The 26,165-nt window shown below is 67.7% G+C and carries 28 protein-coding genes; 15 read left to right on the forward strand and 13 right to left on the reverse strand.

What is annotated here, in order from left to right; genetic code table 11:
* Positions 1–124: 124 nt before the first annotated feature.
* The 6 genes from AT700_RS27770 (at position 125) to AT700_RS27795 (ending at position 5,412) form a co-directional block, all read left to right on the forward strand.
* Positions 125–988 carry a YicC/YloC family endoribonuclease gene (locus tag AT700_RS27770; RefSeq protein ID WP_003098315.1) on the forward strand — a complete coding sequence of 288 codons (864 nt, stop codon included), beginning with the start codon at positions 125–127 and terminating at the stop codon, positions 986–988.
* Positions 989–1,046: 58 nt separating this feature from the next.
* The gene (gene gmk, locus AT700_RS27775; RefSeq protein WP_048521741.1) at positions 1,047–1,658 is read left to right on the forward strand and encodes a guanylate kinase; all 612 of its coding nucleotides are present in this window, start codon (positions 1,047–1,049) and stop codon (positions 1,656–1,658) included.
* An 88-nt stretch (positions 1,659–1,746) separates the two neighbouring features.
* The gene (gene rpoZ, locus AT700_RS27780; RefSeq protein ID WP_003096602.1) at positions 1,747–2,013 is read left to right on the forward strand and encodes a DNA-directed RNA polymerase subunit omega; all 267 of its coding nucleotides are present in this window, start codon (positions 1,747–1,749) and stop codon (positions 2,011–2,013) included.
* 65 nt (positions 2,014–2,078) lie between these two features.
* Positions 2,079–4,184 (forward strand): bifunctional GTP diphosphokinase/guanosine-3',5'-bis pyrophosphate 3'-pyrophosphohydrolase, encoded by a 2,106-nt coding sequence (spoT, locus tag AT700_RS27785; protein ID WP_003096603.1) that lies wholly within the window; start codon positions 2,079–2,081, stop codon positions 4,182–4,184.
* Between the two features lie 61 nt (positions 4,185–4,245).
* Entirely contained in the window at positions 4,246–4,626 is a 381-nt protein-coding gene (locus AT700_RS27790; RefSeq protein ID WP_003096609.1) for a RidA family protein, read from the forward strand.
* Positions 4,627–4,680: 54 nt separating this feature from the next.
* On the forward strand, positions 4,681–5,412 hold the full coding sequence (locus tag AT700_RS27795) for a hypothetical protein (protein ID WP_003096611.1): 732 nt from the start codon (positions 4,681–4,683) through the stop codon (positions 5,410–5,412).
* A gap of 6 nt (positions 5,413–5,418) precedes the next feature.
* Here AT700_RS27795 and AT700_RS27800 read toward each other — a convergent pair whose 3' ends face one another.
* The 3 genes from AT700_RS27800 to AT700_RS27810 form a co-directional block, all read right to left on the reverse strand.
* The gene (locus AT700_RS27800; RefSeq protein ID WP_003096613.1) at positions 5,419–6,039 is read right to left on the reverse strand and encodes a LysE family translocator; all 621 of its coding nucleotides are present in this window, start codon (positions 6,037–6,039) and stop codon (positions 5,419–5,421) included.
* 66 nt (positions 6,040–6,105) lie between these two features.
* Positions 6,106–6,906, reverse strand: coding sequence for an AraC family transcriptional regulator (locus tag AT700_RS27805; RefSeq protein ID WP_003114367.1), 801 nt, complete (start codon positions 6,904–6,906; stop codon positions 6,106–6,108).
* Positions 6,906–7,757, reverse strand: a complete 852-nt coding sequence (locus tag AT700_RS27810; RefSeq protein WP_003121310.1) for an SDR family oxidoreductase — start codon at positions 7,755–7,757, stop codon at positions 6,906–6,908. Before AT700_RS27810 ends, AT700_RS27805 begins: the two co-directional genes overlap by 1 nt.
* A gap of 137 nt (positions 7,758–7,894) precedes the next feature.
* Here AT700_RS27810 and oxyR point away from each other — a divergent pair, with 137 nt between their 5' ends.
* From oxyR to AT700_RS27825, 3 genes are all read left to right on the forward strand, one after another.
* Positions 7,895–8,827 (forward strand): oxidative stress transcriptional regulator OxyR, encoded by a 933-nt coding sequence (gene oxyR, locus AT700_RS27815; protein WP_003096622.1) that lies wholly within the window; start codon positions 7,895–7,897, stop codon positions 8,825–8,827.
* Complete coding sequence (gene recG / locus AT700_RS27820; protein WP_003096624.1) at positions 8,824–10,899, forward strand: ATP-dependent DNA helicase RecG; 2,076 nt, start codon at positions 8,824–8,826, stop codon at positions 10,897–10,899. Before oxyR ends, recG begins: the two co-directional genes overlap by 4 nt.
* Positions 10,900–10,988: 89 nt before the next feature.
* Positions 10,989–12,398 carry an HDOD domain-containing protein gene (locus AT700_RS27825; protein ID WP_003098324.1) on the forward strand — a complete coding sequence of 470 codons (1,410 nt, stop codon included), beginning with the start codon at positions 10,989–10,991 and terminating at the stop codon, positions 12,396–12,398.
* 71 nt (positions 12,399–12,469) lie between these two features.
* Here AT700_RS27825 and AT700_RS27830 read toward each other — a convergent pair whose 3' ends face one another.
* The 9 genes from AT700_RS27830 to glcD all read right to left on the reverse strand — a co-directional run bounded on the left by AT700_RS27830 (position 12,470) and on the right by glcD (position 19,550).
* The gene (locus AT700_RS27830) at positions 12,470–12,862 is read right to left on the reverse strand and encodes a hypothetical protein (RefSeq protein WP_003096629.1); all 393 of its coding nucleotides are present in this window, start codon (positions 12,860–12,862) and stop codon (positions 12,470–12,472) included.
* A gap of 135 nt (positions 12,863–12,997) precedes the next feature.
* Positions 12,998–13,270: an HU family DNA-binding protein gene (locus AT700_RS27835; protein ID WP_003096630.1), complete on the reverse strand. Its 273-nt coding sequence runs from the start codon at positions 13,268–13,270 to the stop codon at positions 12,998–13,000.
* A 201-nt stretch (positions 13,271–13,471) separates the two neighbouring features.
* On the reverse strand, positions 13,472–14,626 hold the full coding sequence (gene alkT, locus AT700_RS27840; RefSeq protein WP_003114369.1) for a rubredoxin-NAD(+) reductase AlkT: 1,155 nt from the start codon (positions 14,624–14,626) through the stop codon (positions 13,472–13,474).
* 51 nt (positions 14,627–14,677) lie between these two features.
* Positions 14,678–14,845, reverse strand: coding sequence for a rubredoxin (locus AT700_RS27845; protein ID WP_003098329.1), 168 nt, complete (start codon positions 14,843–14,845; stop codon positions 14,678–14,680).
* Between the two features lie 183 nt (positions 14,846–15,028).
* Positions 15,029–15,196 (reverse strand): rubredoxin, encoded by a 168-nt coding sequence (locus tag AT700_RS27850; protein ID WP_003098330.1) that lies wholly within the window; start codon positions 15,194–15,196, stop codon positions 15,029–15,031.
* A 133-nt stretch (positions 15,197–15,329) separates the two neighbouring features.
* Positions 15,330–15,731 carry a heme-binding protein gene (locus AT700_RS27855; protein ID WP_003096637.1) on the reverse strand — a complete coding sequence of 134 codons (402 nt, stop codon included), beginning with the start codon at positions 15,729–15,731 and terminating at the stop codon, positions 15,330–15,332.
* Positions 15,732–15,735: 4 nt separating this feature from the next.
* A complete protein-coding gene (gene glcF / locus AT700_RS27860) occupies positions 15,736–16,962 on the reverse strand; it encodes a glycolate oxidase subunit GlcF (protein ID WP_003117169.1) in 1,227 nt (408 codons plus the stop codon).
* Between the two features lie 9 nt (positions 16,963–16,971).
* Positions 16,972–18,051, reverse strand: coding sequence for a glycolate oxidase subunit GlcE (gene glcE / locus AT700_RS27865; protein ID WP_003136272.1), 1,080 nt, complete (start codon positions 18,049–18,051; stop codon positions 16,972–16,974).
* Positions 18,051–19,550: a glycolate oxidase subunit GlcD gene (glcD, locus tag AT700_RS27870; RefSeq protein WP_003104603.1), complete on the reverse strand. Its 1,500-nt coding sequence runs from the start codon at positions 19,548–19,550 to the stop codon at positions 18,051–18,053. Before glcD ends, glcE begins: the two co-directional genes overlap by 1 nt.
* A gap of 205 nt (positions 19,551–19,755) precedes the next feature.
* Here glcD and glcC point away from each other — a divergent pair, with 205 nt between their 5' ends.
* The 3 genes from glcC to ubiA all read left to right on the forward strand — a co-directional run bounded on the left by glcC (position 19,756) and on the right by ubiA (position 22,044).
* The gene (gene glcC / locus AT700_RS27875; protein WP_003096643.1) at positions 19,756–20,511 is read left to right on the forward strand and encodes a transcriptional regulator GlcC; all 756 of its coding nucleotides are present in this window, start codon (positions 19,756–19,758) and stop codon (positions 20,509–20,511) included.
* Positions 20,512–20,590: 79 nt separating this feature from the next.
* Entirely contained in the window at positions 20,591–21,127 is a 537-nt protein-coding gene (locus tag AT700_RS27880; RefSeq protein ID WP_003114374.1) for a chorismate lyase, read from the forward strand.
* Between the two features lie 26 nt (positions 21,128–21,153).
* Complete coding sequence (gene ubiA / locus AT700_RS27885) at positions 21,154–22,044, forward strand: 4-hydroxybenzoate octaprenyltransferase (protein ID WP_003104612.1); 891 nt, start codon at positions 21,154–21,156, stop codon at positions 22,042–22,044.
* Positions 22,045–22,067: 23 nt separating this feature from the next.
* On the opposite strand, the gene AT700_RS27890 is transcribed toward ubiA, so the two are convergent.
* On the reverse strand, positions 22,068–22,451 hold the full coding sequence (locus tag AT700_RS27890; protein WP_003096652.1) for a hypothetical protein: 384 nt from the start codon (positions 22,449–22,451) through the stop codon (positions 22,068–22,070).
* A 176-nt stretch (positions 22,452–22,627) separates the two neighbouring features.
* Between AT700_RS27890 and phoB the strand changes: the two genes are divergently transcribed.
* The 3 genes from phoB (at position 22,628) to AT700_RS27905 (ending at position 26,164) form a co-directional block, all read left to right on the forward strand.
* The gene (gene phoB, locus AT700_RS27895; protein WP_003096653.1) at positions 22,628–23,317 is read left to right on the forward strand and encodes a phosphate regulon transcriptional regulator PhoB; all 690 of its coding nucleotides are present in this window, start codon (positions 22,628–22,630) and stop codon (positions 23,315–23,317) included.
* Positions 23,318–23,389: 72 nt separating this feature from the next.
* Complete coding sequence (phoR, locus tag AT700_RS27900; RefSeq protein WP_003121316.1) at positions 23,390–24,721, forward strand: phosphate regulon sensor histidine kinase PhoR; 1,332 nt, start codon at positions 23,390–23,392, stop codon at positions 24,719–24,721.
* A gap of 102 nt (positions 24,722–24,823) precedes the next feature.
* Complete coding sequence (locus tag AT700_RS27905) at positions 24,824–26,164, forward strand: hemolysin family protein (RefSeq protein WP_003096655.1); 1,341 nt, start codon at positions 24,824–24,826, stop codon at positions 26,162–26,164.
* The last annotated feature ends 1 nt before the right edge of the window (position 26,165 follow it).

Genomic DNA, 26,165 nt, shown 5'->3' on the forward strand with positions numbered 1-26,165 from the left:
GGCTCTCAACCACCGTCGGCGTGCGGGCCCCGCCGGACGTGGGTTACAATGCCCGGCTCGAATCACGGCAGCCGCGCGCGTCCGGCGCCGAACGCACTCCCCACACGACTATCGAGGTAGACCCATGGTGCACAGCATGACCGCCTTCGCCCGCGTCGAGCAGGCCGGTACCCACGGCACCCTGAGCTGGGAGCTGCGCTCGGTCAACCACCGTTACCTGGAGCCCCACCTGCGCCTGCCCGACGCCTTCCGCGACCTCGAAGGCGCGGTGCGCGAGGCGCTGCGCCAGGGCCTGTCGCGTGGCAAGGTGGAATGCACCCTGCGCTTCGCCGAGGAAACCGCCGGCAAGAGCCTGCAGGTCGACCAGGAGCGCGCCCGCCAACTGGTCGCCGCCGCCGAAGGCGTAGCCGCCCTGATCCGCCAGCCGGCGCCGCTCGATCCGCTCGCCGTGCTGGCCTGGCCCGGCGTACTGGTGGCCGACTCGGCCGATCCGCAGGCGCTCAACGCCGCCGCCCTGGAAGCCTTCGGCCAGGCCCTGGAGCAACTCAAGGCCGGCCGCTCGCGCGAAGGCCTGGAGCTGGCGAAGCTGCTCAACGATCGGCTCGACGCGATGCTGGTGGAAGTCGGCAACCTGCGCGAACTGGTGCCGACCATGCTGGCCAACCAGCGGCAGAAGATCCTCGACCGCTTCGCCGAACTCAAGGCCGAACTCGATCCGCAGCGCCTGGAGCAGGAACTGGTCCTGCTGGCGCAGAAGAGCGATGTCGCCGAGGAGCTGGACCGCCTCGCCACCCACGTCGGCGAGGTCCGCCGGGTCCTCAAGGCCGGCGGCGCCGCCGGTCGGCGCCTGGACTTCCTGATGCAGGAACTCAACCGGGAAGCCAACACTCTAGGCTCCAAGGCGTTCGACCCGCGCTCGACCCAGGCGGCGGTCAACCTCAAGGTCCTGATCGAGCAGATGCGCGAGCAGGTCCAGAACATCGAATGACCGGCGGGCGCCTCCGCCCGATCTCTTTCCAACCCGTACGAAGCACCAGGAACACCTCATGTCCGGCACCCTGTACATCGTTTCCGCTCCCTCCGGCGCCGGCAAGACCAGCCTGGTGAAGGCCATGCTCGACGCCGCCCCCGAGGTCCGCGTGTCCGTCTCCCATACCACCCGCGGCATGCGTCCGGGCGAGGTGGACGGGGTCAACTACCACTTCACCAGCCGCGAGGAATTCCTCGCCATGCTCGAGCGCAACGAGTTCCTCGAGCATGCCGAAGTCTTCGGCAACCTCTACGGCACCTCGCAGCGCTGGGTCGAGAAAACCCTCGCCGAAGGCCTCGACCTGATCCTCGAGATCGACTGGCAGGGCGCCCAGCAGGTGCGCCGGCTGATGCCCGAGGCCCAATCGATCTTCATCCTCCCGCCGAGCCAGGAAGCCCTGCGCCAGCGCCTGACCAACCGCGGCCAGGACAGCGACGAGGTGATCGAGCGGCGCATGCGCGAAGCCGTCAGCGAAATGAGCCACTACGTGGAGTACGATCACCTGGTGATCAACGACGATTTCGCCCACGCCCTGGACGACCTCAAGGCGATCTTCCGCGCCCGCCAGTTGCGCCAGGACGCCCAGCAGCAACGCCACGCCGAACTGCTCGGTCGTCTGCTCGCCTAAATCGGCTCTTCCATAAAGATTGGCGATTTTTTAGACTATTCAGTCCGCCCGGCAAACGTCGGGCTCACTTTTCGTTACGAGGAACACCATGGCCCGCGTCACCGTTGAAGACTGCCTGGACAACGTCGATAACCGTTTCGAGCTGGTCATGCTCGCCACCAAGCGCGCCCGTCAGCTGGCTACCGGCGGCAAGGAGCCGAAAGTGGCCTGGGAAAACGACAAGCCGACCGTCGTCGCCCTGCGCGAGATCGCTTCCGGCCTGGTCGATGAGAACGTCGTCCAGCAGGAAGACATCGTCGAGGACGAACCGCTGTTCGCAGCGTTCGACGACGAGGCCAACACCGAGGCCCTGTAAGCCATGGCCTCGGCTCGACGTCGCCTGCGAGCGCCGCAACCCGCCTACGGGCAGGGGGTGAACCCTTGCCGGGCATAGACGCCTTCGCCGACAGACTGTCGAGCTACCTCGGGCCGGACCAGGTCAACCTGGTCCGCCGCGCCTACTACTACGCCGAGCAGGCCCACGACGGGCAACGCCGCCGCAGCGGCGAACCGTACGTGACCCACCCGCTGGCGGTCTCCAACATCCTCGCCGACATGCACATGGATCATCAGAGCCTGATGGCCGCGATGCTGCACGACGTGATCGAGGACACCGGCATCGCCAAGGAAGCGCTCACCGCGCAGTTCGGCGAGACGGTTTCGGAACTGGTCGACGGGGTCAGCAAGCTGACCCAGATGAACTTCGAGACCAAGGCCGAGGCCCAGGCCGAGAACTTCCAGAAGATGGCCATGGCCATGGCCCGCGATATCCGCGTGATCCTGGTCAAGCTGGCCGACCGCCTGCACAACATGCGCACCCTCGAGGTGCTGTCCGGCGAAAAGCGCCGGCGCATTGCCAAGGAAACCCTGGAAATCTACGCGCCCATCGCCAACCGCCTGGGCATGCACACCATGCGCGTGGAGTTCGAGGACCTCGGTTTCAAGGCCATGCACCCGATGCGCGCCGAGCGCATCCGCCAGGCGGTGAAGAAGGCCCGCGGCAACCGCCGCGAGATCGTCGGCAAGATCCAGGAGTCGCTGGTCAACTGCCTCGCCCGCGAAGGCATGGAAGGCCAGGTGATCGGCCGCGAGAAGCACCTCTACAGCATCTACCAGAAGATGCGCGGCAAGCGTAAGGCGTTCAACGAGATCATGGACGTCTACGCCTTCCGCATCATCGTCGACAAGGTCGATACCTGCTATCGCGTGCTGGGCGCCGTGCACAGCCTGTACAAGCCGTTCCCCGGACGCTTCAAGGACTACATCGCGATTCCCAAGGCCAACGGCTACCAGTCGCTGCATACCACCCTGTTCGGCATGCACGGGGTGCCCATCGAGATCCAGATCCGTACCCGCGAGATGGAAGAGATGGCCAACCACGGGATCGCCGCTCACTGGCTGTACAAGTCCAACGACGAGACGCCCAAGGGCACCCATGCCCGCGCCCGGCAATGGGTGAAGGGCGTGCTGGAACTGCAGCAGCGCGCCGGCAACTCGCTGGAATTCATCGAGAACGTGAAGATCGACCTGTTCCCGGACGAGGTCTACGTGTTCACGCCCAAGGGCCGCATCATGGAACTGCCCAAGGGTTCCACCGCGGTCGACTTCGCCTACGCGGTGCACACCGACGTCGGCAACAGTTGCATCGCCTGCCGCATCAACCGTCGCCTGGCGCCGCTCTCCGAGCCGTTGCAGAGCGGCCAGACGGTGGAAATCGTCACCGCCCCGGGCGCCCGGCCGAACCCGGCCTGGCTGAGCTTCGTGGTCACCGGCAAGGCGCGCACCCATATCCGCCATGCGCTCAAGCTGCAACGCCGCTCCGAGTCGATCAACCTCGGCGAGCGCCTGCTGAACAAGACCCTTACCGGCTTCGACAGCCACCTCGAGAAGATTCCCCAGGAACGCATCCAGGCCGTGCTCGCCGAGTACCGCATGGAAGTCTTCGAGGACCTGCTGGAAGAGATCGGCCTGGGCAACCGCATGGCCTACGTGGTCGCCCGCCGCCTGCTGTCCAGCGAGGGCGAGGAAGCGCCAAGCGCCGAGGGTCCGCTGGCGATCCGCGGCACCGAAGGCCTGGTCCTGAGCTACGCCAAGTGCTGCACGCCGATTCCCGGCGACCCGATCGTTGGCCACCTGTCCGCCGGCAAGGGCATGGTGGTGCACCTGGAAAGCTGCAAGAACATCAGCGAAGTACGCCACAACCCGGAAAAATGCATCCAGCTCAGCTGGGCCAAGGATGTCACCGGCGAATTCAATGTCGAACTGCGCGTCGAGCTGGAGCACCAGCGTGGCCTGATCGCCCTGCTCGCCACCAGCGTCAACGCGGCCGACGGCAACATCGAGAAGATCAGCATGGACGAGCGCGACGGTCGCATCAGCGTGGTCCAACTGGTCGTCAGCGTGCACGATCGCGTCCACCTGGCCCGCGTCATCAAGAAGCTGCGCGCCCTCAAGGGAGTGATCCGGATCACCCGCCTGCGTAGCTGACCCGCTTTTTCCTGTGTCATCCGGCGCCCCCGCGCCCACTCGATTTCAGCAAGGAGTTCCCATGACCAAGACCGTTATCCACACCGACAACGCCCCGGCCGCCATCGGCACCTACTCCCAGGCCATCAAGGCCGGCAATACCGTCTACGTGTCCGGGCAGATCCCGCTGGACCCGAAGACCATGGAACTGGTGGAAGGCTTCGAGGAGCAGACCGTCCAGGTGTTCGAGAACCTCAAGGCGGTGATCGAGGCTTCCGGCGGCTACCTGCACGACGTCGCCAAGCTGAACATCTTCCTCACCGACCTGTCGCACTTCGCCAAGGTCAACGAGATCATGGGCCGCTACTTCACCCAGCCCTACCCGGCGCGCGCCGCTATCGGCGTAGCCGCCCTGCCGAAGGGCGCACAGGTGGAAATGGACGCCATCGTCGTCCTCGAGTAAGCCGGATGTTCGCGACGGGGCCCAAGGCCCCGTCGCTCTGCATGGAGTAGCACGATGCGCCGCGTGATTTTCCTCGCCGCAGCCGCCACCCTGCTGGCCGGCTGCGCCGGCACGGCCGATCCGTCCGGCACCTGGATCAACCAGGCCGCGATCGACGCCGCGAGCAAGGACGGCAAGCTGCGCGAGGCCCTGCTCGCCTATGGCCCGAACCTGGAATGGAAGCTCGACAGCAAGGCAGGCGAAGCCACCTTCAGCAACGGCTTCGAACTGGGCGAAGGGACCCTGAGCAAGAGCGATGACGAGCACTGGAAGGTTGCCTTCTATGGCGACGACAACCAGGAGAGTCTCGAACTGGACGGCAAGGAGCTGATCCAGCAGGCCAGCGCCAACGGCCCGGAACAGCGTTTCCGCCGTCTCGACCCGCAACCCGCGGCCAACAGCCCTGCCGGCAGCGGTTTCGAGCGGGCCTTGTATGGCAGCTATCTGAAGGGCAGCTGGAAGATCCGCGAAGGCCAGGGCCAGGGCGGCAAGGTCGAGTTCCAGGCCAATGGCCTGGTCAGCGGTCTGCCCGGCGCCGAACGCTACGCGCTGTGCCTGGCCGGCGATTGCGCAGCGATGAGCGGCGACAACGACAGCATCTGGCTGCAACAAGGCAACCGCGGCCGCGAATTGCTGTTCAGCCTCGACGACGACGAGCTGCAACTGTTCGAAGCGGTCAATACCGCCGGCGCCAACGAGATGCCCAGCTACGTGCCCGGCAAGCGCGTCTGGCTGCTGGAGCGCTGACACCTCTCAGAGGGCGGCCAGCACCAGCCAGCCGCCCAGCGCCAGCAGCAGGACGCCGCACAGCCGGTCCAGCGCACCTACCCGCCGTTGCAACCAGCCGCGCCAGCGCGGCCTGTCCAGCAGGCGCACCAGCGCCATGTCCCAGCACAGCACCGCCAGGCTCATCCACGCCAGGCACAGGGCCAGCGCCCAGCCCGGCAGGCTGAAGCGCGCCAGCACGCCGAACAGCCCCGCATAGAAGATCGGCAGCTTGGGATTCAGGCTGCTCGCCAGCAGGCCGTCGCGCAGCCCGCGCAGATAGCCGCCGCGGGACGGGACGTCGCGCTGCGCCGGCATTTCCAGTCGCCTCTGCGCAAGCAGCGCCTGGCCCGCCAGCCAGAGGAAGTACAGTCCGCCGAGCGCCTGCAGCCAGCGCAAGGCGCTGTGCGCCGAGTCCGGCACGCTGGCCAACAGGCCGAGCACCAGCAGCATGCTCAGGAGGTTGGCCAGGGCGATGCCGGCGGCCACCCCGTCGGCCTGGCGCCGGCCGCGCAGCAGGGCGGCGCGCACCAACAGGAAGAAGTCCGGCCCCGGCGACAGCAGGGCGGCGAAATGGGTACTGGCGACAAGGACGAACGCGGCGAACATGAAGGCCCCTCGAAACGCGAAGGCCTCCAGTCTGTGCAGCGCGGCGGGCGCCGTATTGGAAAAAACTCAGGTCTTGGCGCTGCGCCGGAACTGCCCCGGAGTGACCCCGGTGAAACGCCGGAAGGTCGTGGAGAAGTGCGCCTGGTCGTAGAAGCCGAGGTGCTGGGCGAGTTCCGCCAGCGGCCGTTCTTCCAGCAACAGGCGCTTGGCCTGGCGCACCCGGCATTGCAGTTGGTAGGTATGCGGCGGCACGCCGTAGGCACGCCGGAAAGCCTCGATCAGGTGGCGCGGGTGGCGCTGCAGCAACTGCGCCAGTTGGTCCAGACCGAGCGCCTCGGTAGCATGCGCTTCCAGGTAATCGCGCAGGCGTGCGGTGGTTCCGCCGTCGCGGGGCGCCGCGGCCGCCGGGCGCAAGCCGCCGTGACGCACGAAGACCTGTTCGAGCAAGGCCAGCAGGCGGCTTTCCAACCCCAATGCGTCGCTGCGCTGGAAATCCTCGGCCAGCCACGCCAGGCCAGCCGCCACGCTGCCGTCGTCGGCCGGGTTCAGTTCGCCGAAGCCGCGCGGCAACTGTTTGCGGCCGAGCAGGCCGAGCAGGCGCGTTTCCTCGACATAGAGCATCCGGTAGACCAGCCGCTCGGATTCGGCGTGCCCGGTATGTGGCTCTTCCGGGTTCATCAGCGACAGGGTGCCGGCCGGCAGCGCATGGCGCCGCCCGCGGCACTGGTAGCCGCCGACGCCGTGGAGGATCGAGCCGATGGCGAAGGCCGAATGGCTGTGGCGGCCGAACGCCTGGCCGGAGAAGTCCGCATGGAACAGCTCCACGCCAGGCAGCCAGGGACGCGCCAACAACCGGTTGGCAGCCATCAGGCGTCCCCGAGTACCGCCGCGTAGCCCTCGCGGTAGCTGGGATAGCGCGGCACCCAGCCGAGCGCCCGGGCGCGGCGATTGCTGCAACGCTTGCTGCCGGCGCGGCGTACCGAATGTTCGTCGGCCCATTGGCTGACGCCCAGGCGCTGGCGCAGGTAGTCGACCACCTCGTGCATCGCCACGGGCGCGTCGTCGACACCGATGTAGCAGTCCTCCAGCGCCTGGCCGCCGGCATCGGCGCGCAACAGGAAGGCCAGCAGCCCGGCCGCATCGTCGGCGTGGATCCGGTTGGCATACAGGGGCGGCTCGCTGACCACCCGGTACCCCTGGCGCACCTGGTTGAGCAGCCACTCCCGCCCCGGACCGTAGATGCCGGCCAGGCGCACGCGGGTAGCCGGTATCCCGCTGTCCAGCGCGACCTGCTCGGCGTCGAGCATGATCCGTCCGGAATAGGCCTGGGAAAGCGCCGGCGACTCCTCGTCGATCCAGCCGCCATCGGTCTGCGCGTAGACCCCGGTGCTGGAGACGAACAGCAGGCGCCTGGGCCGCTGGCCGCGGGCCTGCAACCAGCCCAGCACATGGCGCAGGCCGTCGACGTAGGCGGCACGGTAGCCAGCCTCGTCGTGCTGACTGGCGGCGGCGCTGTACACCAGGTAGTCGAGCGGCTCGCTCGGCCACTGCGCGGGACACTCCGGAGCCTGCAGATCGCCAGCCACCGGCAGGATCCCCTGCGGCAAGGCGTCCACCGAGCGACGCAGGCCATGGACCCGCCAGCCATCGGCCAGCAGCGCCTCGCCGAGGCGCCCGCCGACATCGCCGCAGCCGGCGATCATCACTGTTTGCGACATGAAGCCGTCTCCTTCCTACAACAAGGCGGGCAGTGTAGGCGTCGAATCGTCTGCAATGCACGCCCGATCATGCCCCCGGAGGTTGGTTCGCGGCGGTGCAGCCGCTATGCTTGGCCGATCTTAACGGATGAGCAGCCATGACCCTCACCGAACTGCGCTACATCGTCACCCTCGCCCAGGAACAGCACTTCGGCCGCGCCGCCGAGCGTTGCCACGTCAGCCAACCGACCCTCTCGGTCGGCGTGAAGAAGCTCGAGGACGAGCTGGGGGTGCTGATCTTCGAGCGCAGCAAGAGCGCCGTGCGCCTGACGCCAGTGGGCGAAGGCATCGTCGCCCAGGCGCAGAAGGTCCTCGAACAGGCCCAGGGCATCCGCGAGCTGGCCCAGGCCGGCAAGAACCAGTTGGCCGCGCCGCTGAAGGTCGGCGCCATCTACACCATCGGTCCCTACCTGTTCCCGCACCTGATTCCCCAGCTGCACCGGGTCGCGCCGCAGATGCCGCTGTACATCGAGGAGAACTTCACCCATATCCTCCGCGACAAGCTGCGTACCGGCGAACTCGACGCGATCATCATCGCCCTGCCGTTCCAGGAAGCCGACGTCCTGACCAAGCCGCTGTTCGACGAGCCCTTCTATGTGCTGATGCCGGCCGACCATCCCTGGACCGCCAAGGCCAGCATCGATTCCGAGCTGCTCAACGACAAGAGCCTGCTCCTGCTCGGCGAAGGCCACTGCTTCCGCGACCAGGTGCTGGAAGCCTGCCCGACCGTGCGCAAGGGCGACGAGAACAAGCACACCACGGTGGAGTCCTCGTCGCTGGAGACCATCCGCCACATGGTCGCCTCCGGACTGGGCGTCTCGGTGCTGCCGTTCTCCGCGGTGGACAGCCACCACTACGCGCCGGGCGTCATCGAAGTGCGCCCGTTCAGCGCGCCGGTGCCGTTCCGTACCGTTGCCATCGCCTGGCGCGCCAGCTTCCCGCGTCCACGCGCCATCGAAGTGCTGGCCGACTCGATCCGCCTGTGCTCGGTGGCCCGTCCGCAAACCCAGGAACAACCGCAAATCGCATGACCGAGCTGTCCAGGGTCCCGGTTACCGCGCTAAAGGGCGTAGGCGCCGCGCTGGCGGAGAAGCTCGCTCGGGTAGGCCTGGAAACCCTGCAGGATATCCTGTTCCACCTGCCCCTGCGCTACCAGGACCGTACCCGCGTCACCGCCATCGGCGCCCTGCGGCCAGGGGCCGACGCGGTGGTCGAGGGCGTGGTGGCCGGCGCCGACGTGGTGATGGGGCGCCGCCGCAGCCTGCTGGTGCGCCTGCAGGACGGCAGCGGCACCCTGAGCCTGCGCTTCTACCATTTCAGCCAGGCGCAGAAGGACGGTCTCAAGCGCGGCACCCACCTGCGCTGCTACGGCGAAGTCCGGCCGGGTGCCTCGGGCCTGGAGATCTACCATCCGGAATACCGCGCGCTGAACGGCGACGAGCCGATTCCGGTGGAGCAGACCCTGACGCCGATCTACCCGACTACCGAGGGCCTCACCCAGCAGCGCCTGCGCCAGTTGAGCCAACAGGCCCTGGCCATGCTCGGCCCCAGCAGCCTGCCCGACTGGCTGCCGGCGGAACTGGCCCGCGACTACCAACTTGGCCCGCTCGACCAGGCGATCCGCTACCTGCACCGGCCGCCGCCGGATGCCGACATCGAGGAACTGGCCGAAGGCCGGCACTGGGCGCAGTTGCGCCTGGCCTTCGAAGAACTGCTGACCCACCAGTTATCCCTGCAGCGCCTGCGCGAAGCCGTGCGTTCGCAGGCAGCGCCGCGCTTGCCGGCGGCCAGCCGCTTGCCGAAACGCTTCCTTGCCAACCTCGGCTTCCAGCCGACCGGCGCGCAACGCCGGGTCGGCGCGGAGATCGCCTACGACCTGGCCCAGGACGAACCGATGCTGCGCCTGGTGCAAGGCGACGTCGGCGCCGGCAAGACCGTGGTCGCCGCCCTCGCCGCCCTGCAAGCCATAGAGGCCGGTTACCAGGTGGCGCTGATGGCGCCGACCGAGATCCTCGCCGAGCAGCATTTCCTCAACTTCAGCAAGTGGCTCCAGCCGCTGGACATCGAAGTCGCCTGGCTGGCCGGCAAGCTCAAGGGCAAGGCCCGCGCGGCGGCACTGGAACGCATCGGCGACGGCGCGCCGATGGTGGTCGGCACCCACGCGCTGTTCCAGGATGAAGTGAAATTCAAGCGCCTTGCACTGGCGATCATCGACGAACAGCACCGCTTCGGCGTGCAGCAGCGCCTGGCCCTGCGCCAGAAGGGCGTGGACGGCAGGCTCTGCCCACACCAGTTGATCATGACCGCCACGCCGATCCCGCGGACCCTGGCGATGAGCGCCTATGCCGACCTCGACACCTCGATCCTAGACGAGCTGCCGCCCGGGCGTACCCCGGTGAATACCGTGCTGGTGGCCGACAGCCGCCGTATCGAGGTGATCGAGCGAGTCCGCGCGGCTTGCCGCGAAGGGCGCCAGGCCTACTGGGTGTGCACTCTGATCGAAGAGTCCGAGGAGCTTACCTGCCAGGCCGCCGAGACCACCTACGAAGAGCTTTCCTCGGCGCTGGGCGAACTGCGCGTCGGCCTGATCCACGGGCGCATGAAGCCGGCGGACAAGGCCGTGGTGATGGAAGCCTTCAAGGAAGGCATGTTGCAACTGCTGGTGGCGACCACGGTGATCGAGGTCGGCGTCGACGTGCCCAACGCCAGCCTGATGATCATCGAGAACCCCGAGCGCCTTGGCCTGGCCCAACTGCACCAGTTGCGCGGCCGGGTTGGCCGGGGCAGCGCCGCCAGCCACTGCGTGCTGCTCTACCACCCACCGCTGTCGCAGATCGGCCGCGAGCGGCTGGGCATCATGCGCGAAACCAGCGACGGCTTCGTCATCGCCGAGAAGGACCTGGAATTGCGCGGCCCCGGCGAAATGCTCGGCACCCGCCAAACCGGCCTGCTGCAATTCAAGGTCGCCGACCTGATGCGCGACGCAGACCTGCTGCCGGCGGTCCGCGATGCCGCCCAATCCCTCCTGGCGCACTGGCCGCAGCATGTCAGCCCGCTGCTCGAACGGTGGTTGCGCCACGGCCAGCAATACGGTCAAGTGTGATCTATTTCGCTCTCGCTGACCGGCGTAGGTCTCAGTCTTGAAGCAGCTCTGGTTATACTGAGGGAAAATCCAGCTCGCATGGTCTCGTCATGACAGAAGCCGCCCTGGCCTCCGCCGATGCTCCGCACGCCCCCCAGGTCATCCTCCAGCTGCTCGCCAAGCTAGGCATCGCCTGCCGCGAGGTCAGCGACAGCGCGGAGCTGCCTGCCGCCCGCCGGGTCCAGGCGGTGCTGCTGGACGACGCCGTCGGCACCCTGCTGGTGCTGTTCCCGCAGAGCCAGTTGCTGGACCTCGCCCGGCTCACCGAACTGACCGGCCGCAAGCTGCTGGCGATCAAGCCCGAGCGCCTGGAACGAATGCTCGGCAAGCACGAGTTGCACCGCCTGCCGGCGTTGCCGCCCCTGACCAGTTCGCCCTGCCTGTACGACGAGCGCCTGTTGCAGGAACCGCGCCTGCTGATCGAGTCCGGCCAGCCCGGCATCCTCCTGGAGATCGCCAGCAACGACTTCCGCGGCCTGCTGGGCAAGGCCAGCGCCGCGCGCTTCGGCGAACCGCTGGAAAACATCAACCTGAACCTTGACCGCCCGGACGACGACCGCGCGGAAATCAGCCAGGCCGTGCAGGCCTTCACCGCCCGGCGCATCCAGCAGCGCCTGGAGCAGACCATCGAGATTCCACCGCTGCCGCAGACGGCGCAGAAGATCATCAAGCTGCGGGTCGACCCCAACGCCAGCGTCGACGACATCACCGGTCTGGTGGAAACCGATCCGGCGCTCGCCGCCCAGGTGGTCAGTTGGGCGGCCTCGCCCTACTACGCCGCTCCGGGCAAGATCCGCTCGGTGGAAGACGCGATCGTCCGCGTCCTCGGTTTCGACCTGGTGATCAACCTGGCCCTCGGCCTCGCCCTGGGCAAGAGCCTGAGCCTGCCCAAGGACCAGCCACAGCAGGCCACGCCCTACTGGCAGCAAGCGATCTACACCGCCGCGGTGATCGAGGGCCTGACCCGCGCCATGCCGCGCGAGCTGCGCCCGGAGTCCGGCCTGAGCTACCTGGGCGGCCTGCTGCACAATTTCGGCTACCTGGTCCTGGCGCATGTCTTCCCGCCGCATTTCTCGCTGATCTGCCGGCACCTGGAGGTCAACCCGCACCTCGGCCATGCCTATATCGAACAGCACCTGCTGGGGATCACCCGCGAGCAGATCGGCGCCTGGCTGATGCGCGTCTGGGACATGCCTGACGACCTCTATTGCGCCCTGCGCTTCCAGCAGGACCCCAGCTACACCGGGCCGAACGCGGTCTACGCCAACCTGATCTGCCTGACCAACCGGTTGCTGCGCAACAGCGGCATCGGCGATGGCCCGCAGCAAGCGATTCCGGCGGCATTGTACGAGCGCCTGGGGATCACCCCGGAGAAGGCCGGGGACGCCGTGAAAAAGGTGCTGGAAGCGGAAGCGGCCCTGCGCGAACTGGCGGCCCAGTTCAATCGCTTGCCGGGGTGACCGGGTAGTCCGCTGCGAAACGCACTACCGAAAGGCTGCGGCCGCAGCCCGGATGAGATCGAAAGCCGCCCTCAGGCGGCTTTCTTCTCCGGAGCCTTCTTCTTCGGCTTGAGGTACTTCACCAGACCCTGGAACCAGATCACCAGCGCCGGATTGCCCTGTATCTGGATGTCCTTGTTCTGGATGCCCTGCATGAAGGCCAACTGTGGGTTCTTCGAAGTCATCGCGGCGAAACCGTAGGCTCCGTCCTTGAACCCCAGGGAAAATGCCGGTTGCGGATGGGTACCGCGCTTGCTGCTGACGCGCAGGTCCCTGACCAGGTAGTGGCGCGCCACCTTGCCGTCGAGGGTATGCAACTGGAACACCAGGTCCTTGCCCTCGAGCTGCTTCTGGAAAGCGGGATTGTCGCGGCTGGCCTTGGCCATCAGGCGACCAAGCATCCACAGGAGAAGACGAAATTTCATGCACGCGCCTCGATATCCGGGGAGATGAGCGGCGCATTGTAGCTGTTCGCGAGGAGGACTACAGCTGTCCTTTCGATGAGCGCGGAAGCGTCTTCGACGAAGCCCGGAGCCGCTCTGACTCCGGGCTCTCGGCGGTCAGTTGACCGCGTCGCGCAGGGCCTTGCCCGGCTTGAAGGCGACGGTGTTGCTGGCCTTGATCTTCACCGGCTGGCCGGTCTGCGGGTTCTTCCCCGTGCGGGCTCCGCGATGGCGTTGCAGGAAGGTGCCGAAACCGACCAGGGTCACGCTGTCCTTGCGGTTCAGCGCGCCGGTGATTTCATCCAACAGGGCGTTGAGAACGCGATTGGCCTGTTCCTTGGTGAGATCGGCCTTTTCGGCGATAGCGGCGGCTAGTTCTGGTTTACGCATAGTTGCCTCTTTGACGGTTTGTTGTTTTTGTGTCCGTGCTGTCTTCCCAGCAGCGCTCAAAGGCACCGCAGTCCACCGGAACCATAGGCTCTAGACTGCGGTAGACGCGATGGAGGATGGCATGCTCCCGAGGACTGCGCCAGTATCGTCCGACAATTTTGCCGCAAGTCTCGACGGCATAACGGCCGGAACCAATGGCATTCAAGCCATGAGGCCGGGTAACTCTTTGTTCAGGGCCAATTTTTCGTTCACCGCCGCTCCGGTCAGGGCATAACCGATCACTCGACCAGCGGTATCCCGGCACAGGACCTTGAGGTCCGTTCCAGAGCCTTCCACTAGCCATTGGCCATCCATTCCGCGCGGCGGCGGCGACACCACTAGCGGGCAGGCCGGGGTCTTCACCGTCACCGGCATGGGACCGTAGGCCACCTGGCTGGGGTTGCCGGCGAGGGTCTGCGCCAGCGCGCGTGCGCAAGCCATCAGCGGCATCACATAGAGCAGGTTGAGGCCGTCCACTTCGGCGCAGTCGCCCAGCGCGTAGATGTTGGCGTGGGAGGTGCGCAGCGAGCGGTCGACGACGATCCCGCGGTTGACCGCCAGCCCGGCGGCGAAGGCCAGTTCGGTGCGCGGACGCAGGCCGACGGCGGAGACCACCAGGTCGCAGGGAATCACCTCGCCATCCGAAAGATGCGCTTCCAGCCCCTCGCCGGCCTTCTTCAGGCTGGCCAGCACCGGCCCCAGGTGGAAGCGCACGCCGAGGCCTTCCAGGCCGGCCTGCACGGCCTTTGCCGCGGCCGGGTGGAGCAGGCCCGGCATGACCTGCTCGCAAGGCGCCACCACGTCGAGCTGGTAGCCGCCGCTGGAGAGGTCGTTGGCGAATTCGCAACCGATCAGCCCCGCACCGAGCAGCAGTACCCGGCGCTTGCCGGCAGCCGCCTGGCGGAAGCGCGCGTAGTCTTCCAGATCGTTGATCGGGTAGAGCGCGTCCTGGGCATCGCCCTCGACCGGCACCCGGATCGGCTCCGCACCCCAGGCCAGGACCAGGTCGCGATAACGCACCTCTTCCTCGCCGATCCAGATCCGCTGATGGCCCGGATCGATACCGGTGACCCGGGTATGGGTCAGGATGCGCGCGTTCAGTTGCTCGGCCATGGCGCCCGGTTCGGCCATGGCCAGGCCGTCGGCGTCCTTGTTCTTCGAGAAGCCGGTGGAGAGCATCGGCTTGGAATAGGAACGGCCGTCGTCGGCGGTGATCATCAGCAGCGGCGTCTCGCCGTCCAGCTTGCGCCACTCGCGGGCCAGGTTGTAGCCCGCCAGGCCGGTTCCGATGATTACCAGGGGCGCACGCTCGCTCATTTCCGTTCCTCTGTGATTGCCGGCGCCGGGCGCCGCTTCTGTGGATTTCGCTCAGGCGATCTCGATCATCTCGAAATCGATCTTGCCGACACCGCAGTCCGGGCAGACCCAGTCCGCCGGGATGTCCTCCCAACGGGTTCCCGCCGGAATGCCTTCTTCGGGCAGGCCCAGGGCTTCGTCGTAGATGAAGCCGCAGACCACGCATTGCCACTTGCGCATAGCCACCCTCCTCGTTCGTCGAACCTAGCTCAGCGTCGGTGGCCGGCCAACGGCAAGGCTGCCGGGCGTTCCCGGCAGGACAGTCAATGACCGGACCCAAGCCCCAAGGATAACCCCTGGACGGCCGCTGGCCAGGCATGAAAAAAGGCGGCCAGGGCCGCCTTCTTCGCCGGCGAGCGGGGCTCAGCCGATTTCGATCATCTCGAAGTCCAGCTTGCCGACGCCGCAGTCGGGGCACAGCCAGTCTTCAGGCACGTCTTCCCAGCGCGTTCCCGCCTCGATGCCTTCTTCCGGCCAGCCTTTGGCCTCGTCATAGATCAGTCCACACACCACGCATTGCCACTTCTTCATTGTTTACCTCGGGCGGGTTACCACGGTTCAGCGCCGGCAACCTATAACAAATCCACCCTGTCCGCCAACCTGCCCGAAAGGCAAGGTGGTGCCGAACGGGCCAACCAAAGATGGGTGGTGCCCACCGGTCGCCTCACAGCCCCTCGGCTCCGATCCGCGCCACCTGGGCGTCCTCTTCGGCGCGTACGCCGGAAACCCCGACCGCGCCGACCACCTGTCCGTCCACCAGGATCGGCACGCCGCCCTCCAGGGTGGCCTGCAGCAGCGGCACCGAGAGGAAGGCACTGCGTCCGCCGTTGATCATGTCCTCGTAGCGCTTCGTTTCCCGGCGTCCGAGGGCGGCGCTGCGGGCCTTTTCCGTCGCGATGTAGGCACCGATCGGCGCGCAGCCGTCGAGGCGCTCCAGCGCCAGCGGGTGGCCGCCGTCGTCGACCACCGCGATGCTCACCGCCCAGCCTTGGCGCTGTGCCTCCTCGCGGGCCGCGCCAAGGACGCGGGCGACCTCCTCGCGGCCTAGTACCGGCTTGCTGTGCATGGTTTCACTCTCCTCCGGGCAAGGCCTGGTCGAGCAGCTCGATCCAGTGGCGTACCGGGGTCCGTCCGGCCCCGTCGAGATGGGCCTGGCAACCGACGTTGGCCGTGGCGATGACATCCGGCGCGCCGCTTTCCAGGGCGTCCAGGCGGTTGTCGCGCAGACGCCGGGACAGCGCCGGCTGGGTCAGCGAGTAGGTGCCGGCGGACCCGCAGCAGAGATGACCGTCGGCCACCTCGGTGAGATGGAAGCCCAGTCGCCGCAGCACCGCCTCCACGGCCCCGCCCAGTCGTTGCGCGTGCTGCAGTGTGCATGGGCAGTGGAACGCCAGGCGCTGGTCGCAGCGCAGGCCGAGGGACTCCAGCGGCTCGTCGCGAAGCACTTCCACCAGGTCGCGGGCAGCGGCGGCGACCTCGTGCGCCTTGTCCGCGTACCGTGGGTCGTCGCGCAGCAGGTAGGCGTAGTCCTTGACGAAGGCGCCGCAGCCGCTGGCGGTCTGCACGATGGCCTCGGCACCCTCGCGCAGCAACGGCCACCAGGCGTCGATATTGCGCCGCGCGCGCTGGCGGCCGCGCTCCTGCGCATCCAGGTGGAAATCCAGCGCGCCGCAGCAGCCGGCCGCGGCCGCCGGCGTCACGCTGATTCCCAGGCGGTCCAGAACCCGCGCGGCGGCGGCGTTGGTGTTCGGCGACAGCGCCGGCTGCACGCAACCCTCGAGCAGCAGCACGCGCCGCGCATGCCGGGGCTGCGGCCGCCTGCCCGGCGCCGCGACCCGACGTGGCAGCTTGCCCTGCATCGCCTCAGGCAGCAGAGGCCTCAGCCGCCCGGCAGTGCCGGCCAGCGCGCCGAACAACCCCGGGCGCGGGGCCAGCAGGCGCAGCCCGTCGCGCAGCAGGCGTTGCCGGAAGCCGCGCGGCAGGCGTTCGGCGAGGAGGTCGCGGCCGATATCCAGCAGCTTGTGGTACTCGACTCCGGACGGGCAGGTGGTTTCGCAGTTGCGGCAGCTCAGGCAGCGATCGAGGTGCAGGCGGGTGCGCTCGCTGGCCTCGTCGCGCTCGAGGAACTGCTTGATCAGGTAGATCCGTCCGCGCGGGCCGTCGAGTTCGTCGCCCAGCTCCTGGTAGGTCGGGCAGGTGGCGTTGCAGAAACCGCAGTGCACGCAGCTGCGCAGGATGCGCTCGGCTTCGGCGGCCTCGGCGCGTTGCCGGGCGGAATCGCAGAGGTTGGTTTGCATCGCGCCTCCTCAGAGTTCGGCGTACATCCGCCCGGGATTGAAGATGCCCTGCGGGTCGAGCTGGCGTTTGAGTGCCCGGTGCAGGCCGAGCAGTCCAGGCGGTAGCGGCTGGAACGGCGCATCGAGATGGCCGGCGCGGTAGCAGGTGGCGTGACCGCCATGGGCGGCGGCCCACGCACGGATGTCCGCGGCCGGCGCGTCGCTTTTCAGCCAGCGCAGCGCCCCGCCCCAGTCCAGCAACTGACGACCGGGCAACGGCGTCTCCGGCGCCAGCGCCGGCAGCGACAGGCGCCAGAGCGGTCGCGGGTCGTCGAAGAACGGCAGGCGCTGCTCGCGCAGGTCGGCCCAGAAGCCGTCCTCGAGCGCTTCGCCACCGAGGCGGTCGCGCGCCGAGCGTACCGAGCCCTCGCCGCCCTCCAGGCGCAGGCGCAGGGCTTCGCCGTCGTGGCAGGCCGCACTGATCGGCAATGGCTGGCCTCCCCACTCGGCCAGCTTGCGCAACGCCGTCGCCACCGGCAGGTCCAGGCTCAGGCCGGCCTGGCAGCGCGGCATGGGCAGCACCTTGAAGGACACTTCGGTGACCACCCCGAGGCAACCGAAGCTGCCCGCCAGCAACCGCGACAGGTCGTAGCCGGCGACGTTCTTCATCACCTCGCCGCCGAAGCGCAGGTGGGTGCCCAGGCCACTGATCAGCCGCGTCCCGAGGACGAAATCGCGTACCGCTCCCGCCCAGGGCCGGCGCGGTCCGGACAGGCCGCTGGCGAGCACCCCGCCGACCGTCGCCCGGCCGCCGAAACCCGGCGCCTCGCAGGCAAGCATCTGCCCGCCGCGCGCCAGCACGGCCTGTAGCTCGTCCAGCGGCGTACCGGCACGGGCGGTGATCACCAGTTCGCAGGGATCGTAGGCGACGATCCCACGGTGTTCGGCGAGCGCCAGCGGTTCGCCCGCAACCGGCCTGCCGAGGAACGCCTTGCTATCGCCACCGACGATGCGCAGCGGCGCGCGCCGCGCCAGGGCGTCGCGGACCCGCTCGAGCAGCGCGCCGGCATGGTCGGCGCCAGCGTCCGGATCGAAATACGGCTGGCTCATCAGAAACGCTCCAGTTCGGGGAACGGCAGTCGACCGTGGCGGACGTGCATGGCGCCGAACTCGGCGCAGCGATGCAGGGTGGGCACGTTCTTGCCGGGATTGAGCAGCCCGGCCGGGTCGAACGCCGCCTTCACGGCGTGGAACAGGGTCAGCTCGTCGGCATTGAACTGAGCGCACATCTGGTTGATCTTCTCGCGGCCGACGCCATGTTCGCCGGTGATGCTGCCGCCTACCGCCACGCACAACTCGAGGATCCTGCCGCCCAGCGCTTCGGCGCGCTCCAGCTCGCCCGCCAGGTTGGCGTCGAAGAGGATCAGCGGGTGCATGTTGCCGTCGCCGGCGTGGAATACGTTGGCCACCCGCAGGCCGTATTCGCGCGAAAGCTCGGCGATGCCATGCAGCACCCGCGGCAGCTCGCGGCGCGGGATGCTGCCGTCCATGCAGTAGTAATCGGGGGAAATCCGCCCGACCGCCGGAAACGCATTCTTGCGCCCGGCCCAGAAGCGCTGGCGCTCGGCCTCGTCTTGGGCCTGTCGCACCGAGGTGGCGCCAGCCGCCTCGAACAGCTCGCGGACCCGCTCGCAATCCTCGTGCACGTCGGCTTCCACGCCATCCAGTTCGCAGAGCAGGATCGCCGCCGCGTCGACCGGGTAACCGGCGTGGATGAAATCCTCGGCGGCGCGGATCGACAGGTTGTCCATCATTTCCAGCCCGGCCGGGACGATGCCGGCACCGATCAGGTCGGCCACCGCCCGCCCGGCGCTTTCCACATCGTCGAAGCTGGCCAGCAGGACCTTCGCCACCGGCGGGCGCGGCAACAGCCTGACGGTGACCTCCACCACCACGCCGAGCAGCCCTTCGGAGCCGGTGAACAGCGCCAGCAGGTCGAAGCCAGCGCTGTCCAGGGCGCTGGACCCCAGGCTCAGGCGCTCGCCTTCCAGGGTCACGATGTCCACCTGCAACAGGTTGTGCACGGTCAGGCCGTACTTCAGGCAATGCACGCCGCCGGCGTTCTCCGCGACGTTGCCGCCGATGGAGCAGGCGATCTGCGAGGACGGGTCCGGTGCGTAGTACAGACCATGAGGGGCAGCGGCCTGGGAGATCGCCAGGTTGCGCACGCCAGGCTGGACCCGGGCGAAACGACCCAGCGGATCGATCTCGAGGATCCGCCGGAAACGCGCCATCACCAGCAGCACGCCGTTCTCCAGCGGCAGCGCGCCGCCGGACAGGCCGGTGCCGGCACCGCGCGCCACGACCGGCACCTTCAGCCGATGGCAGAGGGCGAGCAGGCCCTGAACCTGTTCGATGCGTTCCGGCAATGCCACCAGCAACGGCGTGCAGCGATACGCCGAGAGTCCGTCGCACTCGTAGGGACGCAGGTCTTCCGCGGCGTGCAGCAGTTCGAGGTCGGGCAGGCGGAGGCGCAACTCGGCCAGCAGGCCATCCTTGTCCACCTGCGGCAGCGGACCGTCCAGACGCTCGTCGTAGAGGATGTTCATGGCGGCTGTCCTTGTTGTGGTTATCGGCGGGATCAGCAAGCGTCCACAGCCTGTACCGCGCGGACGGCCGGGGTCCAGCAGGCGTCGAACTGGTCCTACCAGTATCGCCAGGCCCCATGAACATGAGGCGCATGCTAGAAAGCCCGTGAGCTTCTATAGTGAATAACGACAGCCAACTGGTCCTACCAGTGCAACGGGAGCTTCCATGCAGAAACAGCGGGTGGCCGACCAGGTCGCCGAGCGTATCGAGCGGCTGATCGTCGACGGCGTGCTCAAGGTCGGCCAGGCACTGCCGTCCGAGCGGCGCCTGGTGGCCAAGCTCGGCTGCTCGCGCTCGGCCCTGCGCGAGGGCCTGCGGGCGCTGCGCGGGCGCGGCATCATCGATACCGAGCATGGCCGTGGGTCGTTCGTCGCCGATCTCGACCGCAACGCCGACGCCAGCCCGCTGATGCACCTGTTCGGCTCCCAGCCGCGCACCCTCTACGACCTGCTCGAAGTCCGCGCCCTGCTGGAGGGCGAGGCGGCCCGCCTGGCAGCGCTACGCGGCACCGAGGCAGACTTCGTCCTGCTCGCCCGGCGCTACGAAGAGATGCTCGCCAGCCACGAGGAAACCCAGCCGATCGATCCCCGCGAGCACGCCCGCCGCGACCACGCGTTCCACCGGGCGATCAGCGAGGCATCGCACAATCCGGTGCTGGTGCATACCCTGCAATCGCTCAACGAACTGCTGCTGAGCACGGTGTTCGCCTCGGTGAACAACCTCTATCACCGGCCGCCGCAGAAGCGCCAGATCGACCGCCAGCACGCGCGCCTCTACGCGGCCCTCCGCGAGCGCCAGCCGGACCAGGCGCAACGGGCGGCGCGCGAACATATCCACAGCATCCGCGACAACCTGCGGGAGATCGAGCAGGAAGAACAGCGCCTGGTCCGCGCCACCCTGCGCCTGAACGGCTGGGGCTGACGCGCCACCGCGTCGCAGACCGGCCGCCGGCCGAACATGCTACCCTCGCCGCCTTCTGCCGCCGTCTCGTAGTCCCGTCATGCCCAGCAATGCGCTCTGGCTTCGCGCCGACCAACTGTCCAGCGTCTCCCCCGCCGTCCTCGACTGGCTGTTCGACGAGGGGTCGCTGACCCGGCGCCTGACCGCCCTGGCCGACGGCGCGTTCCGCGTCGAACCCCTGCTGGAAGGCTGGCAGACCCTGCGCGACGACGAATGCCAGGGGCTCGACGTCCCTACCGGCAGTAGCGGCTGGGTCCGCGAGGTCTACCTGCATGGCCACGACCGTCCCTGGGTGTTCGCCCGCAGCGTGGCGGCGCGCAGCGCCCTGGAAGGCTCGGGCTTCGACCTGGCGCTGCTCGGCACCCGCTCGCTGGGCGAGTTGCTGTTCAGCGACAGCGCCTTCGAGCGCGGGCCCATCGAAGTCTGCCGCTATCCGGCGGCCGGTCTGCCCGCCGAGGTCCGCGCCGAGGGTCTCTGGGGCCGTCGCTCACGGTTTTCCCGCGGCGCGCTCGGGGTGCTGGTGGCGGAGGTGTACCTACCGCGCCTGTGGGACCAGGCGGGAATCGCCGACGTATAATCCCCCGGTCGACTCCGGAGGTCCCCATGTTCGTCACCCTGATCAAGCCGCTGGCCCGCCTGCACCCCCGCGCCTGGGACTTCGTCCAACTGGTGCGGCTGGACCGGCCGATCGGCATCTACCTGCTGCTCTGGCCGACCCTCTGGTCGCTGTGGATCGCCGCGGACGGCGTGCCGGAACTGAAGAACCTGCTGATCTTCGTCCTCGGCGTCATCCTGATGCGCGCCGCCGGCTGCGTGATCAATGATTTCGCCGACCGCAATTTCGACGGCCATGTCGCACGCACCAAGGCGCGCCCGCTGGCCACCGGCAAGATCAGCGTGCGCGAGGCCTGGATCACCTTCGCCGTCCTGGTCGCGCTGAGCTTCGGCCTGGTCCTGCTGACCAATGCAACGACCGTCTGGCTGTCGTTCGGCGCGGTAGCCGTGGCCTCGCTCTACCCCTTCATGAAGCGCTACACCTACTATCCGCAGGTGGTGCTGGGCGCCGCCTATTCCTGGGGCATCCTGATGGCCTTCACCGCCGAGCGCGGCGAATTGCCGGCCAGCGCCTGGCTGCTGTTCCTGGCCAACGTGCTGTGGACGGTCGCCTATGACTCCTACTACGCGATGACCGACCGCGAGGACGACCTGAAGATCGGCATCAAGTCCACCGCAATCCTCTTCGGCGATGCCGACCGCCTGATCATCGGCAGCCTGCAGGGCCTGACCCTGCTCCTGCTAGTGCTGGCCGGCAACCGCTTCGAACTGGGCCTGTGCTTCTACCTCGGCCTGGCGGTGGCGGCGGCCTGCTTCGTCTGGGAAGCCTGGTCGACCCGCGACCGCGACCCGCAGGCCTGCTTCCGCGCCTTCCTGCACAACCACTGGGCTGGCCTGGCGATCTTCCTCGGCACGGTCGCCGACTACGCGCTGCGTTGAGCGGCGCGCAGGCCGGCGACCATCTAGTCCATGTCCGGCTGGGCGACGTGCCAGGCGCCCATCTTGCCGTCACCGTTCTTGTCGCCAGGCTTCTTGTCCTGGATGAAGGTATAAAGGGGCTTGCCGTAGTAGGCCCACTGCTGGGTGCCGTCCTCGCGAGCGACCAGGCTCCAGTCGCCGCTGGCCTGCGCTCCCTGGGCCGCTGCCAGCGGCGGCCAGTTCTTCGCGCACTGCCCGGAACAGGCGGATTGCCCTTCGCTGTCCTTGTCGTAGGTATAGAGCGTCATGCCCTTGCCATCGACCAGCACGCCGTCCTTCTCGGTGGCCGGCGCCACCGTTTCCTGGGCCAGCGCGGCGAACGCCGGCAGGGCCAGCGCCAGACCCAGCGCCAGGTGGATTCTGTTCATCGCGTCTCTCTCCTGTGTCTTCAGGTGGAGCGTTCGCCGCCCGCAGGGACGGCACCGGAACCTGTTGAGCATAGCCCCGCCGCAGGCAGTCGGCGGAAACTACGCCGTTGTGTCACATACCTGACACAATTTCGTTATCTAATGCGGCGCAAGACAGATCGACCCGAGGCAAGACCATGGTTGGCAAGACAATCCTCATCGTTGATGACGAAGCACCGATTCGCGAGATGATCGCCGTGGCCCTGGAGATGGCCGGCTACGAGTGCCTGGAGGCGGAAAATACCCAGCAGGCGCACGCGGTGATCGTCGACCGCAAGCCGGACCTGATCCTGCTCGACTGGATGCTCCCCGGCACTTCCGGCATCGAACTGGCGCGACGCCTGAAGCGTGACGAACTGACCGTCGACATCCCGATCATCATGCTCACCGCCAAGGGCGAGGAGGACAACAAGATCCAGGGCCTGGAGGTCGGCGCCGACGACTACATCACCAAGCCGTTCTCGCCCCGCGAGCTGGTCGCCCGCCTGAAGGCCGTGCTGCGCCGCACCGGGCCTGGCGACAGCGAGGCGCCGATCGAGGTTGGCGGCCTGCTGCTGGACCCGATCAGCCACCGCGTGACCATCGACGGCAAGCCGGCCGAGATGGGCCCCACCGAGTACCGCCTGCTGCAGTTCTTCATGACTCACCAGGAACGCGCCTATACCCGCGGCCAACTGCTGGACCAGGTCTGGGGCGGCAACGTCTATGTCGAGGAGCGCACCGTCGACGTGCATATCCGCCGCCTGCGCAAGGCGCTCGGCGAGGTCTACGAAAATCTGGTTCAGACTGTCCGCGGGACCGGCTATCGTTTCTCCACCAAGAGCTGACCCCGCGCCCGGCCGCTCGGCGGCCGGAGTCGTTTCCCCTGGACGGTCCGTGACGGACCGCCACTGGACAGGATGCAATCCGTCGTGAACCAAGACTGGCGTGGAGCGCTGATCCGCCACCTGCTTCTCGTGCTGGCCGCCAGCCTCGTGCTCGGCGTGGTCAGCGGCCATTACGGCTGGGCCCTGGCCCTCGGCCTGGCTCTCTACCTCGGCTGGACCCTCTGGCAGCTACTACGCCTGCACCAGTGGCTGCGCAACCACCAGCCAGACGAGCCACCGCCGGACAGCTACGGCCTCTGGGGCGAAGTCTTCGACAATATCTACCACCTGCAACGCCGCAACCAGCGCGCCCGTGGCCGCCTGCAGGCGGTGATCGACCGGATCCAGGAGTCCACCGCGGCGCTGCGTGACGCGGTGATCATGCTCGACAGCGACGGCAATCTGGAATGGTGGAACCTCGCCGCGGAAAACCTGCTCGGCCTGAAGACCCCGCAGGACGGCGGCCAGCCGGTGAGCAACCTGATCCGCCATCCGCGCTTCAAGGAATACTTCGACCAGGAGGATTACCGCGAGCCGCTGGAAATCCCCTCGCCGATCAACGAGCGCCTGCGCCTGCAATTCCACATCACCCTCTACGGCAACCGCGAGCACCTGATGCTGGTCCGCGACGTCACCCGCGTCCACCAGCTGGAGCAGATGCGCAAGGACTTCGTGGCCAACGTCTCCCACGAGCTGCGCACGCCGCTGACGGTGATCGCCGGCTACCTGGAGACCCTCCTCGACAACGTCGAGGATGTGAACCCGCGCTGGCTGCGCGCCCTGCAACAGATGCAGCAGCAGGCCGGACGCATGCAGAACCTGCTCAACGACCTGCTCCTGCTGGCCAAGCTGGAGGCCACCGACTACCCCGGCGACAACAAGCCGGTGGCGGTGGACGCTCTCCTCGCCAGCATCCGTAACGACGCCCAGGCCCTGTCCGCCGGGCGCAACCACCGCATCAGCCTGGACGCCGCCCCCGCTGTGCAGCTCAAGGGCAGCGAGGCGGAACTGCGCAGCGCCTTCTCCAACCTGGTATTCAACGCGGTGAAGTACACCCCCGACGAAGGCGAGATCCGCATCCGCTGGTGGGCCGACGAACAGGGCGCGCACCTGTCGGTGCAGGACACCGGTATCGGCGTCGACCCCAAGCACCTGCCGCGCCTGACCGAGCGCTTCTACCGGGTGGACTCCAGCCGCGCCTCCAACACCGGCGGCACCGGCCTCGGCCTGGCCATCGTCAAGCACGTGCTGATCCGCCACCGCGCGCGCCTGGAAATCAGCAGCGTGCCCGGCAAGGGCAGCACCTTCACCTGCCATTTCGCCCCGGCGCAGGTCGCCGAGGCCGAGCGCAAGGCGCCGAAGTGAACCTCGTCGCAGTGCCGCGCCGCCGGCGTCGGCACGGCCAAGGCTTGCAAGCGACGACACAGCCCCTCATTCTTAAGGGCCTTTTGGCTACCGCACACCCCCATGGACCCTTCTCCTAGTACCAGCATCGCCACCTATTTCGCCGATGCCGGCCTGATCCTCTTCGCGCTTTTCCTCGTCCTGCTCAATGGCTTCTTCGTCGCCGCCGAGTTCGCCATGGTCAAGCTCCGCGCCACCCGCGTGGAAACCATCGCCAAGCAGCACGGCTGGCGCGGCGCCATCCTGCGCAAGGTTCACAACCAGCTGGACGCCTACCTGTCCGCCTGCCAGCTGGGCATCACCCTGGCCTCCCTGGGCCTGGGCTGGGTCGGCGAGCCGGCCTTCGCCGAACTCCTGGAACCGCTGCTGGCGATGATCGGCGTGCATTCCGACGAACTGATCCGCGGGATCTCCTTCTTCACCGCGTTCTTCATCATTTCCTACCTGCACATCGTGGTCGGCGAGCTGGCGCCCAAGTCCTGGGCGATCCGCAAACCGGAACTGCTGTCGCTGTGGACGGCGGTGCCGCTGTACCTCTTCTACTGGCTGATGTACCCGGCGATCTGGCTGCTCAACGCCAGCGCCAACGCCATCCTCAAGATCGCCGGCCAGGGCGAGCCCGGCCCGCACCACGAGCATCACTACAGCCGCGACGAACTGAAGCTGATCCTCCACTCCAGCCGCGCCCAGGACCCCAGCGACCAGGGCATGCGCGTGCTGGCCTCGGCGGTGGAGCTGGGCGAGCTGGAGGTGGTCGACTGGGCCAACTCCCGCGAAGACCTGGTCTACCTCGAGCACGACGCGCCGCTGGCGGACATCCTCGCGGTGATCCGCCGCCACAAGTACAGCCGCTACCCGGTCTGGGACAGCCACAAGGGCGAGTTCATCGGCCTGCTGCACATCAAGGACCTGCTGCTGGCGCTGTCCGCCCTGGACAGCCTGCCGGAGACCTTCGACCTCGACGAACTGGTGCGCCCGCTGGAGATCGTCACCAAGCACACCCCGCTGTCGCGCCTGCTGGAGCAGTTCCGCAAGGGCGGCGCGCACTTCGCCGTGGTGGAAGAGGCCGATCACAAGGTGGTCGGCTTCCTGACCATGGAAGACGTGCTGGAAGTGCTGGTCGGCGACATCCAGGACGAACACCGCAAGACCGAGCGCGGCATCCTCGCCTACCAGCCGGGCAAGCTGCTGGTGCGCGGCGACACACCGCTGTTCAAGCTCGAGCGCCTGCTCGGCATCGACCTCGATCATGTCGAGGCAGACACTCTCGCCGGGCTGGTCTACGACACCCTGAAGCGGGTGCCGGAGGAAGAGGAAGTCCTCGACACCGAGGGCCTGCGGATCATCGTGAAGAAGATGCGCGGTCCGAAGATCGTCCTGGCCAAGGTGGTCAAGCTCGACTGAG

It is taken from the genome of Pseudomonas aeruginosa (assembly GCF_001457615.1).
Lineage (GTDB): Bacteria > Pseudomonadota > Gammaproteobacteria > Pseudomonadales > Pseudomonadaceae > Pseudomonas > Pseudomonas aeruginosa.